The sequence below is a fragment of the Streptomyces sp. NPDC090798 genome (assembly GCF_044768965.1).
In the GTDB taxonomy this organism is placed as follows: Bacteria; Actinomycetota; Actinomycetes; order Streptomycetales; family Streptomycetaceae; genus Streptomyces.
Window position 1 is genome coordinate 74,713 of the sequence record NZ_JBIVXA010000014.1, and the last position, 16,885, is coordinate 91,597.

Sequence of the window (16,885 nt, forward strand, 5' to 3'; positions counted from 1 at the left end):
GCGGCTCACATACGTCAGGATCGGATCTCATGGACCTGCTGAACACGCTGGTGGACAAGGGGCTTCGGCGCGAGCTGCCGACCCGTGACGAGGCGCTGGCCGTGCTGGCCACGTCCGACGACGACGTGCTCGACGTGGTGGCCGCGGCCGGAAAAGTCCGCCGGCACTGGTTCGGCCGTCGAGTGAAACTCAACTATCTGGTCAATCTGAAGTCCGGTCTGTGCCCCGAGGACTGCTCGTACTGCTCGCAGCGCCTCGGCTCCAAGGCCGACATCCTCAAGTACACCTGGCTCAAGCCGGACCAGGCCTCGCAGGCCGCGGCGGCAGGGCTCGCCGGGGGCGCCAAGCGGGTCTGCCTGGTGGCCAGCGGCCGCGGTCCGACGGACCGTGACGTGGACCGGGTCTCCGACACCATCAAGGCGATCAAGGACCAGAACGAGAACGTCGAGGTGTGCGCCTGCCTCGGCCTGCTCTCCGACGGCCAGGCCGAGCGGTTGCGCGAGGCGGGAGCGGACGCCTACAACCACAACCTGAACACGTCCGAGGGGACGTACGGGGACATCACGACCACGCACACGTACGCCGACCGGGTGGACACGGTCCAGAAGGCGCACGCGGCCGGCCTGTCGGCCTGCTCGGGTCTGATCGCGGGCATGGGCGAGTCGGACGAGGACCTCGTCGACGTCGTCTACGCGCTGCGCGCGCTCGACCCTGACTCCGTTCCGGTGAACTTCCTGATCCCCTTCGAGGGCACCCCGCTCGCCAAGGAGTGGAACCTCACCCCGCAGCGGTGCCTGCGCATCCTGGCCATGGTCCGTTTCGTCTGCCCTGACGTGGAGGTCCGTATCGCGGGCGGCCGCGAGGTCCACCTGCGGACGATGCAGCCGCTCGCCCTGAACCTGGCCAACTCGATCTTCCTCGGCGACTACCTCACCAGCGAGGGCCAGGCGGGCAAGGCCGACCTGGAGATGATCGCGGACGCCGGGTTCGAGGTGGAGGGCGCGGGCGAGGTGACCCTGCCCGAGCACCGCGTGACGGCGGGCGCGGGCTGCGGTGCGCACGCCGAGGCCGGGTGCGGCTCGCACGCGGACGCCGGGTGCGGCTCGCACGAGGGCGGCGGCGTCTGCGGTTCCGTGCAGGTGAAGGCCAAGGAGGAGCAGCCCTCCGAAGCGCGTACGGATCTCGTCGCCGTACGCCGCCGGGGTGCCGGAACGGACCTCGCCCCCAATGCCTGACCGGTCCGAGCCGTCCACGCTGCCCGTGCGCGAACTGCTGGAGCTGGACCGGCGGCATGTCTGGCATCCGTACGGCCCCATGCCCGGCCGCCAGGAACCGCTCGTCGTGGAGTCGGCGAGCGGGGTACGCCTGCGGCTGGCGGACGGCTCGGGCGAACTGGTCGACGGCATGTCGTCCTGGTGGTCGGCCATCCACGGCTACAACCACCCGGTCCTCAACGACGCGGCGCGCGACCAGCTGGAGCGCATGAGTCATGTCATGTTCGGCGGGCTCACGCACGAGCCCGCCGTACGGCTGGCGAAGCGCCTGGTCGACATCACGCCCGAGGGCCTGGAGCACGTCTTCCTCGCCGACTCCGGCTCGGTGTCGGTCGAGGTCGCCGTGAAGATGTGCCTCCAGCACTGGCGCTCGCTCGGCCGACCGGGCAAGCAGCGGCTGCTGACCTGGCGCGGCGGCTACCACGGGGACACCTGGCAGCCGATGTCGGTGTGCGACCCCGAGGGCGGGATGCACGAACTGTGGCAGGGCGTGCTCCAGCGCCAGGTGTTCGCCGACGCCCCGCCGGTCGCGTTCGAGGAGTCGTACGCCGACCGGCTGCGCGAGCTGATCGGGCGGCACGCCGACGAGCTCGCCGCGGTGATCGTGGAGCCGGTGGTACAGGGCGCGGGCGGGATGCGGTTCCACTCCCCCGCGTATCTGCGGGTGCTGCGGGAGGCGTGCGACGCCCACGACGTGCTTCTCGTCCTCGACGAGATCGCGACCGGCTTCGGCCGTACGGGCGCTCTCTTCGCGGCGGAGCACGCCGGCATCACGCCGGACGTGATGTGCGTCGGCAAGGCGCTGACCGGCGGCTATATGACGATGGCGGCGACGCTCTGCACGGCGCGGGTGGCCGAGGGCATCTCACGCGGTGAGGTCCCGGTGCTGGCTCACGGTCCGACCTTCATGGGCAATCCGCTGGCTGCCGCGGTGGCCTGCGCCTCGATCGACCTGCTGCTCGGACAGGACTGGCAGACCGAGGTCAAGCGGATCGAGGCGGGTCTGCGGGACGGGCTTGCGGAGGCGTCCTCGCTGCCGGGTGTCCGGGACGTACGTGTCCTGGGCGCGATCGGCGTCGTCCAGCTCGACCACGAGGTCGACATGAAGGCGGCCACGGCGGCGGCCGTGCGCGAAGGCGTGTGGCTGCGCCCGTTCCGCGACCTCGTCTACACGATGCCGCCGTACGTCACGGGTGACGCGGACGTGGCACGGATCGCGCGCGCGGTGTGCGCGGCGGCGCGGGAGGGATGACATGACGGTTCTGGTGATCACGGGGACGGGCACGGAGGTCGGCAAGACGGTCACGACGGCCGCCGTCGCCGCCGCGGCCGTCGCGGCAGGACGCTCCGTGGCCGTCCTCAAGCCGGCGCAGACGGGTGTACGCCCGGACGAGCGCGGGGACGCCGACGAGGTGGCCCGGCTCGCGGGCGCGGTGACCACGCTCGAACTCGCCCGCTATCCGGAGCCGCTGGCTCCCGCGACGGCCGCACGGCGGTCCTCCCTGCCCCCGGTGCGCCCGGACGCGGTGGCGGAGGCGGCTGCCAAACTGGCCACCGAGCACGACCTCGTGCTGGTCGAGGGCGCGGGCGGTCTCCTCGTCCGCTTCGACGACGAGGGCGGCACGCTGGCGGACGCGGCGAGCCTGCTGGACGCGCCGGTGCTGGTGGTGGCGTCAGCGGGCCTCGGCACCCTCAACACCACCGAGCTGACGGCTCGTGAACTCCGGCGCCGCGGCCTTGACTTGGCGGGAATCGTCATCGGCAGCTGGCCGGACTCCCCCGACCTGGCGTCGCGTTGCAACCTCGCGGACCTGCCGCTCGTGGCCGAGGCTCCCCTGCTGGGAGCGCTGCCCGCGGGGGCCGGGTCATATCCGGTCGCCGACTTCCGTGCGGAGGCGCCGGGGTGGCTGGCCTCTCGGCTGGGCGGCACCTGGGACGCGAACGCCTTCATTGCGGCGCGGGGGGTCTGAGCGCCCCGCAAGGGGCGCGGGGCGGTGACACTGTGCGGCTCCGCCGTGTGGGCGCGCTCCGCCCCCACCGGCACGCAGCTGAAGAACAGCCCCCTCACCCCTCCCCCACAACCACGGTCGCGAGCTGGTGCACGTGGCTCTACACCTCGTGCGCCGAGATGTACAGCGGCAGTTCGTTCCTGACCGCGCTGAACTCCGGTGACGAGACGCCGGGCAGTGTCTCGTAAGCCAGTTACTGGTCGAACTGCGACGAGCTGATCAACCCGGACTCCAGCGCGCTCCTGAGCGGCGCCACCAATGTGGAGGCCGGCTGCGTCTCGCACACCGACATGAACAACGACTACGGCGTCTACCGGCAGGTGCGCGACTTCATCGCCTGACGCGCGGACGGACCCGCGTATGGCGTAGGTCGAGCGTCGTAGAGCGTGTGGCGGACGTTCTGGGGGGACAATCCCGGTAAGACCCCGTCCTCCCGGGAGGTCCGCCATGCCCTTCAGGTCAGCCGGCTCCGCCAAGGTGTCGCGGGACGCCGTGCACCATCCGCTGTTCGCCCGCTACTACGCCCGTATCAGCGTGGCGGCCGAGACCAGGATGGGCATCGGCGCGGTACGCGACCGGCTGCTCGCCGGACTCTCGGGGCGGGTCATCGAGATCGGCGCGGGCAACGGACTGAACTTCGCGCACTATCCGAGCGCCGTCTCCGAGGTGGTCGCGATCGAACCCGAGCGGCTGCTGCGGCAGTTGGCCGTGGAGGCCGCGCTGCGCTCCGAGGTGCCCGTGGACGTGGTGCCGGGCGCGGCGGAGGCGCTGCCGGTCAAGAGCGAGGCGTTCGACGGGGCGGTGCTCTCGCTGGTGCTGTGCAGCGTGCGCGATGTGCCGCGGGCCCTCGGTGAGGTGCGGCGCGTGCTGCGGCCCGGTGGCACGGTGTGGTTCTTCGAGCACGGCAAGGGCGGCGGGCGCGTGATGGCGTCCGCCCAGCGCGGGCTGGACCGGACGGTGTGGCCGCGGCTGAACGGCGGCTGCCATCTGGCCCGTGACCCGATCGCCGCGCTGCGTGACGCCGGGTTCGAACTGGGCCCGTACCGGCAGCTGTTGATGCCCGAGAAGGGACCGCGGCTGCCCACGTCGTACTGCGTGCTGGGCAGCGCGAGGCGCCCGGCGATCACCGAGTAGTCACAGACTCCACTGCCGTAGCTCCTGTGCGATCTCGTGCACGGTCGCGTCGCCGCCCTTCACCAGGCGGGCGAGTTCGCGCACCTGCTCGGGCGAGGTGACGACCTTGAGGCCGCTGGCGACGAGATAGGCGTACGCGACGGCCGAGGCGAACATCGCGTTGGAACGCTCGAGGGCCGGGACGTGCAGCAGCAGCTGGAGCAGCGCGGCGGCGCGGGCGTGCGGACTGTTGTAGACGGGAATGCCGAATATCTCCGCCTCGTGCCGGCTGACGGCGGCGACGAGGGCTCCCCAGTCGGTGACCTGGGGATCTCCGGGCGTCTTCTGCTCGGCGACCATGAGGAGCCAGGCGAGGTCGACTCTGAGACTGCTCAAGGGATCAACGACGACCTTCGCGCGAGCCGTGCCGGATCGCGTCCCGTGAGCCCTCTCGGTCCGTGCCGAACTCCTCGGCGAAGACGTTCGCGTACTGCTTCATGAAGTCGGAGGCGGCGTCGACGAAGGTGTGACCGACTTCCCCGGTGTCCTGTCTGACGAGCTCTTCGATGTAGCGGTTCACGCTCATGCCGCGCTCCAGGGCCCGCTCCCGGGCCGCCCGGGCCGTGCCCTCGTCCACCCGCACGTTCAGCTGAGTCTTCGCCATACCTCGAAGCTAGCGCCGAAGTGCTAGCACCCGCAAGGGGGCGACTCGCCGGAGCCGGTACCTCGGGGGGATACCGGCTGTGGGCGGGGTCACACTACGCTCGGCCGGGACCGGGGAGTCAGGACGTCCATCACGGAGGAGGCGGCCTTGTCCACACCTGCTGCGGAGCACGCCGTCGGACGACGGGAGGCCGACGGGGTCGCCGCCCGCGCCCGCGGCCTGACGAAGGCGTACGGATCCGGCGAGACCACCGTCCTCGCCCTCGACTCGGTCGACGTGGACATCGCGCGCGGCCGCTTCACCGCGGTCATGGGCCCCTCGGGCTCCGGGAAGTCGACGCTGATGCACTGCCTCGCGGGACTCGACACCGTCTCGGCCGGACAGGTGTGGCTCGGCGACACCGAGATCACGGGGCTCAAGGACCGTGAGCTGACCCGGCTGCGCCGGGACCGGATCGGGTTCATGTTCCAGTCCTTCAATCTGATCCCCACGCTGAACGCGGCCGAGAACATCACGCTGCCGATGGACATCGCGGGCCAGAAACCCGACCAGAAGTGGCTGGACCAGGTCATCGACACGCTCGGGCTGCGGGACCGGCTGAAGCACCGGCCCGCGCAGCTGTCCGGCGGCCAGCAGCAGCGCGTCGCCTGTGCCCGGGCGCTCGCCTCCCGACCCGAGCTGATCTTCGCGGACGAGCCGACCGGCAACCTCGACTCCCGTGCGGGGCTCGAGGTCCTCGGCTTCCTGCGCGAGGCGGTCGACGACCTCGGCCAGACCGTCGTCATGGTCACGCACGATCCGGGCGCGGCGGCCCACTCCGATGTGGTGCTGTTCCTCGGGGACGGGCGGATCGTGGACGAGATGGAGCGGCCGACGGCGGAGGCGGTGCTGGAGCGCATGCGGCACTTCTCCGGAGGCCGCCCGGCAGCCGGGGGCGCCTGCGACGACGTGGACGTGGTCCTGGCCGCCGACTCCGACGACGTACCTCTCGACGCATCTCTCGACGCATCTCTCGACACTCTCGACACCTTCGACAAGGACTGAGGCGGCGGCCGTGCTCAAGGCGACTCTGCGGAGCTTCCTCGCCCACAAGGGGCGGCTGCTCCTGTCCGCGCTGGCCGTCGTGCTGTCCGTGGCGTTCGTGGCGGGCAGCCTGATCTTCTCGGACACGGTCACCCGTACGTTCGACCGGCTCTTCGCCTCCACCGCGGCCGATGTGACCGTGTCGCCGAAGAACGATCTCAAGTCGCGGGTGTCTACCGGCGCCACGCCGACGCTGCCCGCCTCGCTCGCGGACCGGCTCGCGAAGGTCGACGGCGTGGCGGCCACCCATGTCGACGTGAGCGTCGAGAACCTCACCATCGTCGACCGCGAGAACAAGTCGATCGGACCCACCTCGGGCGCGCCGACCATCGCCACCAACTGGCAGAACACCAAGCGCAGCCCGGTGAAGCTGACCTCCGGCCACGCCCCGCACGGCGCCGCCGAGGCGCTGCTCGACGCGGACACCGCCAAGCACAAGCACGTGGCGATCGGCGACACCCTGACGGTGCAGGCAGAGCGCACCTTCCCGGTGAAGATCGTCGGCATCGCCACCTTCACCACCACCAACCCCGGCGCCGCGCTGCTGTTCCTCGACACCCCCACCGCGCAGACGAACCTGCTCGGCAGCCCGGACGCCGCCACGAGCATCGCGGTGGACGCGGCGCCCGGGGTCGCCGACGCCCCGCTCAAGCAGCGGATCGCGGCGCAGGTCGACACCGGGACCTACGAGGTGAAGACCGCCGACGAGCAGGCCAAGGACGCCGCCGCGCAGCTCGGCGGATTCCTGGACGTCATCAAGTACGTGATGCTGGGCTTCGCCGGCATCGCCGTGCTGGTCGGCGTCTTCCTGATCGTCAACACCTTCTCGATGCTCATCGCCCAACGCACCCGCGAGCTGGGCCTGTTGCGCGCGCTCGGCGCCGACCGACGGCAGGTGCGGCGGTCCGTGCTCACCGAGGCGCTGCTGCTCGGTCTGGTCGGCTCGACGCTCGGACTCGCCGCGGGGATCGGGCTCGCCCTCGGACTGATCCGGCTCATGAGCGCGTTCGGGATGAACCTCAAGTCCACCGAGATGGTGATCGGGTGGCCGACCCCCGTCACGTCGTACGTTGTCGGGGTCGGCGTCACCTTCGTGGCGGCGTATCTCCCCGCCCGGCGCGCGGCCGGTGTCTCCCCGATGGCGGCGCTCTCGGACGCCGAGGTCGCCGGGGTGGGCCGGCCGCTGCGGACGCGCGCCCTGGTGGGCTCGGTCGTGGGCGTGGCCGGCGGCGCCTCGCTGGCCGGCTGCGCCGCGGCGTCGAAGACCTCGACGGCCGCCTCCCTGCTGGGTCTCGGTGTCGTGCTCACCCTCATCGCGACGGTGATCGCGGGTCCGCTCCTGGTGCGGCCGGTGATCCGGGTCCTGGGCGGGGCCTTCCCCGCCCTGTTCGGCCCGGTCGGCCGGATGAGCCAGCGCAACGCGCTGCGCAATCCGCGGCGCACGGGCGCCACGGCGGCCGCGCTCATGGTGGGCCTCGCGCTGGTCGGCGGGATGTCCGTGGCGAGCGCGTCCATGAGCAAGTCCTTCGACCATCAGATCGACAAGACGCTGGGCTCCGACTTCGTGATCCAGAACAGCAACTTCGTGCCGTTCACCAGAGAGATCACGGACAAGGTGCGCGCCACCCAGGGTGCCGGGCTCGTCGTCCGCCAGCGGTTCACGCCGGTCGCGGTGCGGCTGCCGGACGGCAAGCGGGTCGAGACGACCGCGGCCGCCTACGATCCGCGGCTCGACGACGTCGCCCACGTCACGTACACCCAGGGGGGCACGGCGGCGGCGCTCGGCGCCGGGCACCTGGCGATGGACGCGAAGTTCGCGCGGGAGCACGGCGTGCGCGTCGGCAGCGCGATCCCCGTCGAGTTCCCCGCCGGGCGGAAGACCGACCTGACGGTGGGGGCGCTCACCGACCAGGACGGCTCCGGCGGGTTCGGGATGCAGGGCGGGCTGTTCTTCGGCTTCGGCACGATCGAGAAGTACGTGCCCGGCGGGCAGGACTCGGCCCTGTACGTGAACGCGGCCTCCGGCACGAACCCCGACCGGCTGCGCGCACAGCTGGAGCGGACGCTCAAGCCCTATCCGCAGGTGCAGGTCCGCGACCAGGCCGACTACAAGAAACTCGTGCACGACCAGATCGCCGTGCTGCTCTACCTCGTGTACGCGCTGCTCGGACTCGCGATCGTGATCGCGGTGCTCGGCGTGGTCAACACCCTCGCCCTGTCGGTGGTCGAACGCACCCGTGAGATCGGACTGCTGCGCGCCATCGGGCTCGCCCGGCGCCAACTGCGCCGGATGATCAGGCTGGAATCGGTGGTGATCGCCGTGTTCGGCGCCGTCCTCGGCCTCGCACTCGGGCTGGTCTGGGGCGTCTGTGTGCAGCGGGTCCTCGCACTCCAGGGCATGAAGTCGCTCGCCATCCCCTGGACCACCATCGTCGCCGTGGTCGTGGGTTCGGCGGTCGTGGGCATAGTGGCGGCGCTGCTGCCGGCGTTGCGTGCCTCGCGCATGAACGTCCTGGCGGCGATCGCGCACGAATGATGCGCACACACCCCGTCCGCCGATGTACTCGCGTCCCGTCCGCCCCGTTCACCCTTCGAGCGCAAGTCGCCTGTGAGTGAGGAGAGTTCATGTCGCGGCCCTTACCACCCTCCGGCCCCTCCCGTCCTCTCCATCCCCTCCCTCCCTTCCGTCCCTTCCGCTTCGGCGTCAACCTGCTCGATGCCGCGCCGCTCGACGAGTGGCGCGCCAAGTGCCGGCGGGCCGAGGAACTCGGCTACGACGTGATCCTGGTCCCCGACCACCTGGGCATGCCCGCGCCCTTCCCCTCGCTGGTGGCCGCGGCGGAGGTCACCGAGCGGCCCCGCCTCGGCACCTTCGTGCTCAACGCGGGCTTCTGGAATCCCACGCTGCTGGCCCGCGAGGTCGCCACCACGGACACGCTGACGGGCGGCCGCCTCGAACTCGGGCTCGGCACCGGCTACATCCGGGCGGAGCACGACACGGCGGGCCTTCCCTGGGGCTCGCCGCGCGAGCGGGTCGACCATCTCCGGCGCACCGTGGAGGAGTTGGAGCGCCTCCTCGGTTCGGAGGAGCACCAGCCGGGAACGGTGCAGCGGCCCCGCGTGCCGCTGCTGATCGGCGCCAACGGCGACCGGATGCTGCGGCTCACCGCCGAGCACGCGGACATCGCGGCGTTCACCGGGGCGCGCACCAGCCCGGGCGGCACGCTGGAGCCGCTCACGGCCGCCGAAATGGACGAACGCGTCGCTCTGTACCGGGAGGCGGCCGAGGGGCGCAAGGAGCCCGCCGAGCTCAATCTGCTGATCCAGGTCCTCGCCGTCGCCGGGGACCGCGGCGCCGCGATCCGGCCCTGGCTGCCCCGTATCCCGAACCTGACCGAGAACCAGGTGCTGGAGCTGCCGATCGTGCTGGTGGGAACGCTGGAGCAGATCGTCGCGCAGGTGCGGGCGCAGCGGGAGCGGTACGGATTCTCGTATCTGACGGTCCTGGAGCCGAACATGGAGGCGTTCGCCCCCGTCGTCGAGGCGCTGCGGGACGAGTGACCGTCCGGATCGTGGAATTCGGTGCCGCCCCACGGAACGCGTGATGGGATCGGCGCCATGACCGACTTGCGGATTCGGGCCGCGGCGCCCGAGGACCTCGACACCGTGCTGGCTTTCTGGAAGGTGGCGGCCGAGGGCACGAGTATCAGTGACGACCGGGACGGCGTGGAGCTGCTGGTCGCCCACGATCCGGAGGTGCTGATCCTGGCCGAGGACGACGGCGAGCTGGTGGGCACGGTGATCGCGGGCTTCGACGGCTGGCGCTGCCATCTGTACCGGCTCGCGGTGCATCCCGGGCGGCGCCGCCGCGGGATCGGCTCCGCGCTGCTCGCCGCCGCCGAGGAGCGGTTCGTACGGCTCGGGGGGCGGCGCTCGGACGCGATGGTGCTGCGGCGGAACGAGACCGGGCAGCATGCGTGGCGGGCCGCCGGGTACGAGCCCCAGGAGCAGTGGCGCCGCTGGGCGAAGCCGCTCACCGACTAGCCTCCAGCACCCAAGAGGGTACTTTGCCGATCCTTTACCATGGAGGGATCACCCGGTCCCCCCATGAAAGGTGTGAGCGTCCGCCGATGGGCGAGCCTCCCCGTACCCGACGACATCGCGCGATCCCCCCGCCCCTGGCCGATCATGGGACGGAGGTGACCCGATGACCGAAGTGCTCCTCCTCCTTGTGGCGGTGCTGCTCTCGCTGGCGTGTGGCGCCTTCGTCGCGGCGGAGTTCTCACTGACCACGGTCGAGCGCAGCGAGCTGGAGCGTGCCGTCGAGCGCGGCGAGCGCGGCGCGTCGGGCGCCCTCAAGGCCGCACGGAATCTGACGTTCCAGCTGTCCGGCGCCCAGCTCGGCATCACCGTCACCAACCTTGTCGTCGGCATGCTCTCCGAGTCGTCGATCGCCAAGCTGATCGCGGGTCCGCTGGAGTCGCTCGGCGTCACGCCCTCCGCGTCCCGCTCGGTGGCACTGGTCATCGGTACGGCCCTGTCGACGGTCTTCCTGATGGTCGTCGGCGAGCTGGTCCCCAAGAACTGGGCAATCTCCTCGCCGCTCGCCGTGGCCAAGCGGGTGGCGACGCCGCAGCGCTGGTTCAGCGCCGCGTTCCGCCCGTTCATCACGCATCTCAACAACACGGCCAACCGTGTCGTACGTGTCTTCGGCCTCGAACCGGCCGAGGAGCTGGCCTCCGCGCGCGGACCCCAGGAACTGGTCGCCCTGGCCCGGCACTCCGCCAAGGAGGGCGCCCTGGAGGCGGACACCGCCGAGCTGTTCGTGCGCACCCTGAACCTCGCCGACCTGACCGCGGAGAACGTGATGACCCCGCGCGTCCAGGTCATCGCGCTGGACCTCCAGGCGACCTGCGAGGACGTGGCGAACGCGACACTGGCGACGGGTCTGTCCCGCTTCCCCGTCTACCGAGGCAGCCTCGACTCGGTCGTGGGCGTGGCACACATCAAGGACGTGGTGGCGGTACCCGCCGAGTCGCGGCCCCGCACCCCCGTCTCCCAGATCATCCGCGAACCCCTGTTCGTACCGGAGTCACTCACCGTCGACCGGCTGCTCGACCGGCTGTCCGGCGGACGGACCATGGCCGTCGTCATCGACGAGTACGGCGGCACGGCTGGCGTCGCCACCCTGGAGGACATCGTCGAGGAGGTCGTCGGCGAGGTCCGCGACGAGCACGACCCGCACGAGACGCCCGACCTGGCCCCGGCCGGCACGGACGAGGAGGGGCGGGCGCTGTACTCGGCCGACGGGTCCGCCCGCACCGACCAGCTGGCCCGCGTCGGGCTGCGGGTGCCCGAAGGGCCCTACGAGACCCTGGCCGGTTTCCTCGCGACCGGGCTCGGCCGCATCCCCGCCGTCGGGGACTCCGTCGAGGTCGCCGGGTGGCGGCTCGACGTGGTGGACGCCTCCGGGCGCCGGGCCGCGCGGGTGCTGCTGCACGCGCCGCGCGAAGGGGAGCAGCGCTGCGACGAGGAGCGGGAGGCGCGATGACCGTCGTACAACTGCTGATCGGGCTGGCGACACTGGTCGTGAACGCCTTCTTCGTGGGCGGCGAGTTCGCGCTGATCTCGGTGCGCCGCAGCCAGATCGAACCGCGTGCCGAGGAGGGCGACCGGCGCGCACGCGGCGTCCTGTGGGGCCTGGAGCACGTGTCCGCGCTGCTGGCGGCCGCGCAACTGGGCATCACCCTGTGCACGCTGGTCCTCGGCATCGTGGCCGAGCCCGCGATCGCGCACCTGCTGGAACCGGTGTTCCACGCGATGGGCGTCTCGCAGGGCGCGGGCCACGCGATCTCGTTCGTGATCGCGCTCGCCCTGGCGACCTATCTGCACATGCTGCTCGGCGAAATGGTGCCGAAGAACATCGCGCTCGCGGAGCCGGTGCGCACCGCGCTGCTGCTCGGACCGCCGCTGGTGGCGCTCTCCCGGGCGCTGCGCCCGGTGATCTTCACGGTCAACGCCTTCGCGAACGCCCTGCTGAAGCTGCTGCGGGTCGAGACGAAGGACGAGGTCGTCGCCACCTTCTCCGACGACGAGCTGGCCAGACTGGTCAAGGACTCCGGCGAGGCGGGGCTCATCGACGACCGCGCTCTGGAGCGGCTGCACGACGCGCTGGAGCTCGGCCGCCGGCCCGTACGGGACGTGGTGCTGCCGCTGGAACGTGTCGTCTACGCGCGCGTGGGCGTCACTCCGGAGGAGCTGGAGCGGCTGTCCGCCGAGTCCGGCTTCTCGCGCTTCCCGGTCGTGGACCAGGGGCGCCGCATCGTGGGCTATCTGCACGTCAAGGACGCGCTGGACGCGATGCTGCGCGATGTGCCGTTCCGGGTGGAGGACATGCGGCCCATCGCACGGGTACGGGAGAGCACCCCGCTCGACGACGTACTCACGGCGATGCGCCGAAGCCGTACGCACCTCGCGGCCGTCATGGGCAGCGACGGACGGATGACGGGGCTGGTGACGATGGAGGACGTGCTGAGGGAGCTGTTCGGGCAGACGGTGTGAGCGCGGCCTGGCCGTCCCAGCCGTCCCCGGTGGCGACCCGACCGACCGGCGAGTATGTGCGCGGGTTAGCATCTTGTCCGCCATGCAGACGAATGCCACCTACACCAGTCTTGTCGCGCTCGGCGACTCCTTCACCGAGGGCATGTCGGACCGGCTGCCCGACGGCTCCTACCGCGGCTGGGCCGATCTCCTCGCCGACCGGATGGCCACGCGGACGCCCGGTTTCCGGTACGCCAACCTCGCGGTGCGCGGCAAGCTGATCAGTCAGATCGTCGAGGAGCAGGTGGACGTGGCGGTCGCGATGCGGCCCGACGTGATCACCCTCGTCGGCGGACTCAACGACACCCTGCGCCCCAAGGTCGACATGGGACGTGTCCGCGGTCTCCTGGAGGAGGCCGTGGAGCGGCTCGCCCCCGCCTGCGAGCGGCTCGTCCTGATGCGCAGCCCGGGCCGCAACGGTCCGGTGCTCGAACGGTTCCGGCCGCGTATGGAGGAGCTCTTCTCCGTCGTCGACGAGCTCGCGGACCGGCACGGCGCGCTGGTGGTCGACCTCTACGGGGCGCCCTCGCTCGCCGACCCCCGGATGTGGGACGTGGACCGGCTGCATCTGACGGCCGAGGGGCACCGCCGGGTCGCGGAGGCCGTCTGGCAGACGCTCGGGTACGAGCCCGAGGACAAGGAGTGGCGTACGCCGATGCCGCCGACGGCGCCGCCCGGCTGGATCGCGCGCCGCGCCGCCGACGCCAGCTTCGCCAGGCAGCACCTGCTGCCGTGGATAGGACGACGGCTGACGGGACGCTCATCGGGTGACGGGCGGACAGGCGCCCAGTTCAGCGCTGAGCTGGGCAAAGCCTTCTGGGTCACCCCTGCGGACCACACAAACCCCGGCCCTGTGACGGACTGGCGACGTATGGAGCCCTGACCCGGAGCCCCGCCCGGCTGCCACGCAGGATGAAACGCGGGCCGCCGCCTGCCTCCCCGCCATCGCCCGCTGTTGCTCGCCGATCCGCGGCCGGCGTCGAAGCCTCCCGCTCCACGCCCCCCGATCGGACCGAAATGCAGGGTTTCTCGCACGGCGGCTGCCCTCCCAGTGACGGCCGCGGGCCCCACGTCGCATCTCATGGCAATGCCGCCCCCTCAATGCGTGACAGGTCATCGTGGCATCCGGCGGTGACAACGCACGACTCACACGAACGCGGGTGGGAGGAGGGAGGCCACCTCCGGCCGCTGAGGCCCAGCGGGACGCGAAGTCCCTCAGCATCCGTATCAAGGGCGACTCGCACAGGTCCGAGGACGGGGTCTCCTTACTCTGGAATCCGACTCCTGATCCGAAACACCGTGACCGCCCCCCCGGTTCGCCCGGCGGGCCGTTCGGTTTTCGCCGGCCGGATCCCTTGAGGAGGAATCCCATGCCCACCACCGTGATCAACCTCAAGGGTCATCTCCACGAGTTCGGCCCCCGGCTCGAACACGCTCCCGCGGACCTCCTCTACATCGGCCGCCGCTGGACCATGGGCCACTGGGACCTCCCGCAGCACCCGCTCTACAACCCCTTCGCCTACGACACCCCCACCAAGAAGCGCGACGGCACCCGCGCCGAGATCATGGAGAAGTACCGGGCGTATCTCCTCGAACGCCCCGACCTCCTCGACCAGGTGCCCGCCCTGCGTGGCAGGACGCTGGCCTGCTGGTGCGCACCCGAGCTGTGCCACGGCGACATCCTGGCGGAGCTGGCCGACGCCTCGTAGCGTCGCCGACGCCTCGGGCGCGTCACCCCCACGGGCGCCCCCGGTGGCGTGGGCGCACCGGTGCCTGCTTGCTGGACCGAGAGGGGAACGGGGCTTCGGGAAGAGAGCGAGCGCCGATGAAGCCGAAGGAAGAACGGCTGCGGACGCCGCGCGCCGCCGGGCTGGCTGGGACGGTGTTCGCCCTCCTGCTGGGGGCGGCGATCGTGCTGGTGCGGATCGCGATCCCGGCGGGGAACGCCGCCGACGCGACCGTCGCGCCGAACCACCGGTGGGCGGTGCGTACGGCTTTGGAGATCCTCCCGTTCGCGGGGATCTTCTTCCTGTGGTTCATGGGCGCCGTGCGCGCTCGGGTCGGCGATGCCGAGGACAGATTCATCGCCACCGTCTTCATGGGCAGCGGACTGGTCTTCGTGGCCACCATGTTCGGAGCCGGCGCCGCGGCGGGCAGTGTGCTGAGCCAACCCTCCAGCTTCGGCCGCCACTTCGCCTACACGCTGATGACGACGTACGCGCTCCGTATGGCCGCCGTGTTCGTCTTCACGACCTCGACCATCGGTCACCGTGTCGGTGTCCTCCCCCGTCCACTCGCCGTCGTCGGCTATCTCGCGGGGCTTGTCCTGCTCGTCGCGGGATCCTCTCTGCCCTGGTCGGAGCTGGTCTTCCCGGCCTGGGCGCTGGTCGTCAGCCTCCACATCCTCCGTGCCGGCCTGCGCACTCCGGCGAGCGGCTGAGCACCCTCTCGCGCATGCTGTGAAAAAAGGGGGACGAGAACGGGTCACGGAAAGGCTGATCCTCGGTGAGGCTTGTCGTCGATCTCAACCGCTGCCAGGGGTACGCGCAGTGCGCGTTCCTGGCTCCCGATGTTTTCGCCATGCACGGGGACGAGTCCCTGCTCTACAACCCCGAGGCCGAGGAGGACCGGCGCGAGGACATGGCGCGTGCCGTGGCCGCGTGTCCCGTCCAGGCCATCATGGTGGAAGCGAACTCCCTGGACGGTAACCCCGGAACCGACCGGGAGGCCGTCCGGTGAGCGCCGACGGATCGCTGGACCGGCTCAAGCGTGAAGGTCGCATCGTCGTCGTCGGCGCCTCACTGGCGGGACTTCGGGCCGCGGAGACCTTGCGGGAGAAGGGGTTCGCCGGTTCCCTCACGATGATCGGGGACGAGCCCTACGAGCCGTACGACCGACCGCCGTTGTCCAAGCAGGTCCTGCTGGGCAGGGCGACGGCGGACCGCACCGGCCTCCCCCGGCACCGCGCCATCGACGCGCAGTGGCGCCTCGGGGTTCCGGCCACCGGCCTCGACATGGCGGCCCGGCGGGTACGGCTGGCCGACGGCGACGAGGTGGAGTACGACCGGCTGCTCATCGCCACCGGTGTACGGGCCAGGCCCTGGCCCCAGGAGGAGGAGGCGGAGCTCGACGGGGTGTTCGTGCTGCGGACCCGCGACGACGCCGACGCGCTGGAGCGCTCGCTCGCGCAGGGCCCCCGCCGCGTGCTCGTCATCGGCGCCGGGTTCACCGGCTCCGAGATCGCCTCCGCCTGCCGGGAACGCGGTATCGCGGTCACCGTGGCCGAGCGGGCCGACGCGCCGCTGGTCGGAGCGCTCGGCGGAGTCGTCGGCGAGGTCGCGGCCGAACTGCACCGCAAACACGGCGTCGACCTGCGCTGCGGCGTCATGGTGACCCGCCTGGAGGGCGACTGCGCGGGACACGTCCGCGCCGCGCACTTCTCCGACGGCGACACCGTCCAGGCCGACGTGGTGGTCGTCTCCCTCGGCGCCCAGCGCAACACCGAATGGCTCGCCGGGTCCGGACTCGGCGCGGGTCTTCGGGGCATCGCCTGTGACGCCGGATGCCGGGCCTTCGACATCCGGGGCATCGTCACCGACGACATCTATGTGGCCGGTGACGTCGCACGGTCCCCGCACCCGCTGTTCGGCTACCAGTTCCTGTCCCTGGAGCACTGGGGCAACGCCGTCGCCCAGGCCGAGACCGCCGCGCACAACATGCTGAGCGACAGCGCGGACCGCCGCCCCCACATCTGGGTGCCCGCCTTCTGGTCCTCCCAGTTCGGCGTGAACATCAAGTCCGTCGGGGTGCCGTCGATGGGGACGGAGATCCTCATCGCCCAGGGCTCCCGCAGCGAACACCGGTTCACCGGCGTCTACGGGTACCAGGGGCGCGTCATCGGCGCCGTCACCTTCGACCAGACGAAGTGGCTGCAGTTCTACCAGCAGCTCATCGAGACCACGGCGCCGTTCCCACCGGCCTTCCCCACGGTGGACCGCCGCCCCGAGGGGCAGCAGCCGATGCCCGCCGACTTCCCCGACCCGTCCGTGCCCACCCACGGCCCGACCGTCACCCTCAGCGGATACGCGCCGGACGACCGACGGCTGACGTTCACCCCCGCTCGGCACTGATCCGACGCTCCC

At 71.3% G+C, this 16,885-nt stretch carries 17 protein-coding genes and 1 pseudogene; 16 read left to right on the forward strand and 2 right to left on the reverse strand.

The window, feature by feature from the left end; translation table 11 throughout:
• Positions 1-29 precede the first annotated feature (29 nt).
• From bioB to ACIQTP_RS28490, 5 genes and pseudogenes are all read left to right on the forward strand, one after another.
• On the forward strand, positions 30-1,235 hold the full coding sequence (gene bioB, locus ACIQTP_RS28470; RefSeq protein ID WP_403404817.1) for a biotin synthase BioB: 1,206 nt from the start codon (positions 30-32) through the stop codon (positions 1,233-1,235).
• Complete coding sequence (locus ACIQTP_RS28475; protein WP_403404820.1) at positions 1,228-2,526, forward strand: adenosylmethionine--8-amino-7-oxononanoate transaminase; 1,299 nt, start codon at positions 1,228-1,230, stop codon at positions 2,524-2,526. The genes bioB and ACIQTP_RS28475 overlap by 8 nt, the downstream gene beginning before the upstream one ends.
• A gap of 1 nt (position 2,527) precedes the next feature.
• Positions 2,528-3,244 (forward strand): dethiobiotin synthase, encoded by a 717-nt coding sequence (gene bioD, locus ACIQTP_RS28480; RefSeq protein WP_403404822.1) that lies wholly within the window; start codon positions 2,528-2,530, stop codon positions 3,242-3,244.
• 110 nt (positions 3,245-3,354) lie between these two features.
• A pseudogene (locus ACIQTP_RS28485) lies at positions 3,355-3,624 on the forward strand (lipase); the annotation flags it as partial.
• Positions 3,625-3,730: 106 nt separating this feature from the next.
• Positions 3,731-4,417, forward strand: a complete 687-nt coding sequence (locus tag ACIQTP_RS28490) for a class I SAM-dependent methyltransferase (RefSeq protein ID WP_403404825.1) — start codon at positions 3,731-3,733, stop codon at positions 4,415-4,417.
• Here the strand turns inward: ACIQTP_RS28490 and ACIQTP_RS28495 are convergent, their stop codons facing one another.
• A complete protein-coding gene (locus tag ACIQTP_RS28495; protein ID WP_403404828.1) occupies positions 4,418-4,792 on the reverse strand; it encodes a fic family toxin-antitoxin system, toxin component in 375 nt (124 codons plus the stop codon). It lies immediately after the preceding gene.
• A gap of 4 nt (positions 4,793-4,796) precedes the next feature.
• Entirely contained in the window at positions 4,797-5,060 is a 264-nt protein-coding gene (locus ACIQTP_RS28500; protein ID WP_402049293.1) for a toxin-antitoxin system HicB family antitoxin, read from the reverse strand.
• A gap of 147 nt (positions 5,061-5,207) precedes the next feature.
• On the opposite strand from ACIQTP_RS28500, the gene ACIQTP_RS28505 reads away from it, so the two are divergent.
• The 11 genes from ACIQTP_RS28505 to ACIQTP_RS28555 all read left to right on the forward strand — a co-directional run bounded on the left by ACIQTP_RS28505 (position 5,208) and on the right by ACIQTP_RS28555 (position 16,873).
• Positions 5,208-6,104, forward strand: a complete 897-nt coding sequence (locus tag ACIQTP_RS28505; RefSeq protein ID WP_403404831.1) for an ABC transporter ATP-binding protein — start codon at positions 5,208-5,210, stop codon at positions 6,102-6,104.
• Positions 6,105-6,114: 10 nt separating this feature from the next.
• On the forward strand, positions 6,115-8,679 hold the full coding sequence (locus tag ACIQTP_RS28510) for an ABC transporter permease (protein ID WP_403404834.1): 2,565 nt from the start codon (positions 6,115-6,117) through the stop codon (positions 8,677-8,679).
• An 89-nt stretch (positions 8,680-8,768) separates the two neighbouring features.
• Positions 8,769-9,704 carry an LLM class F420-dependent oxidoreductase gene (locus tag ACIQTP_RS28515; protein ID WP_403404837.1) on the forward strand — a complete coding sequence of 312 codons (936 nt, stop codon included), beginning with the start codon at positions 8,769-8,771 and terminating at the stop codon, positions 9,702-9,704.
• 57 nt (positions 9,705-9,761) lie between these two features.
• Positions 9,762-10,187, forward strand: a complete 426-nt coding sequence (locus ACIQTP_RS28520) for a GNAT family N-acetyltransferase (protein WP_403404840.1) — start codon at positions 9,762-9,764, stop codon at positions 10,185-10,187.
• 163 nt (positions 10,188-10,350) lie between these two features.
• Positions 10,351-11,694 (forward strand): hemolysin family protein, encoded by a 1,344-nt coding sequence (locus ACIQTP_RS28525; protein ID WP_403404843.1) that lies wholly within the window; start codon positions 10,351-10,353, stop codon positions 11,692-11,694.
• Positions 11,691-12,704 (forward strand): hemolysin family protein, encoded by a 1,014-nt coding sequence (locus ACIQTP_RS28530; protein ID WP_403404846.1) that lies wholly within the window; start codon positions 11,691-11,693, stop codon positions 12,702-12,704. The genes ACIQTP_RS28525 and ACIQTP_RS28530 overlap by 4 nt, the downstream gene beginning before the upstream one ends.
• Positions 12,705-12,786: 82 nt before the next feature.
• Positions 12,787-13,626 carry an SGNH/GDSL hydrolase family protein gene (locus ACIQTP_RS28535; RefSeq protein ID WP_403404849.1) on the forward strand — a complete coding sequence of 280 codons (840 nt, stop codon included), beginning with the start codon at positions 12,787-12,789 and terminating at the stop codon, positions 13,624-13,626.
• 487 nt (positions 13,627-14,113) lie between these two features.
• Positions 14,114-14,452 (forward strand): DUF4326 domain-containing protein, encoded by a 339-nt coding sequence (locus ACIQTP_RS28540; RefSeq protein WP_403404851.1) that lies wholly within the window; start codon positions 14,114-14,116, stop codon positions 14,450-14,452.
• 116 nt (positions 14,453-14,568) lie between these two features.
• Positions 14,569-15,183 (forward strand): hypothetical protein, encoded by a 615-nt coding sequence (locus ACIQTP_RS28545; protein ID WP_403404854.1) that lies wholly within the window; start codon positions 14,569-14,571, stop codon positions 15,181-15,183.
• Positions 15,184-15,248: 65 nt separating this feature from the next.
• Positions 15,249-15,482, forward strand: a complete 234-nt coding sequence (locus ACIQTP_RS28550) for a ferredoxin (protein WP_385371026.1) — start codon at positions 15,249-15,251, stop codon at positions 15,480-15,482.
• Positions 15,479-16,873, forward strand: coding sequence for an NAD(P)/FAD-dependent oxidoreductase (locus tag ACIQTP_RS28555; RefSeq protein WP_403404857.1), 1,395 nt, complete (start codon positions 15,479-15,481; stop codon positions 16,871-16,873). The genes ACIQTP_RS28550 and ACIQTP_RS28555 overlap by 4 nt, the downstream gene beginning before the upstream one ends.
• Positions 16,874-16,885: the final 12 nt, after the last annotated feature.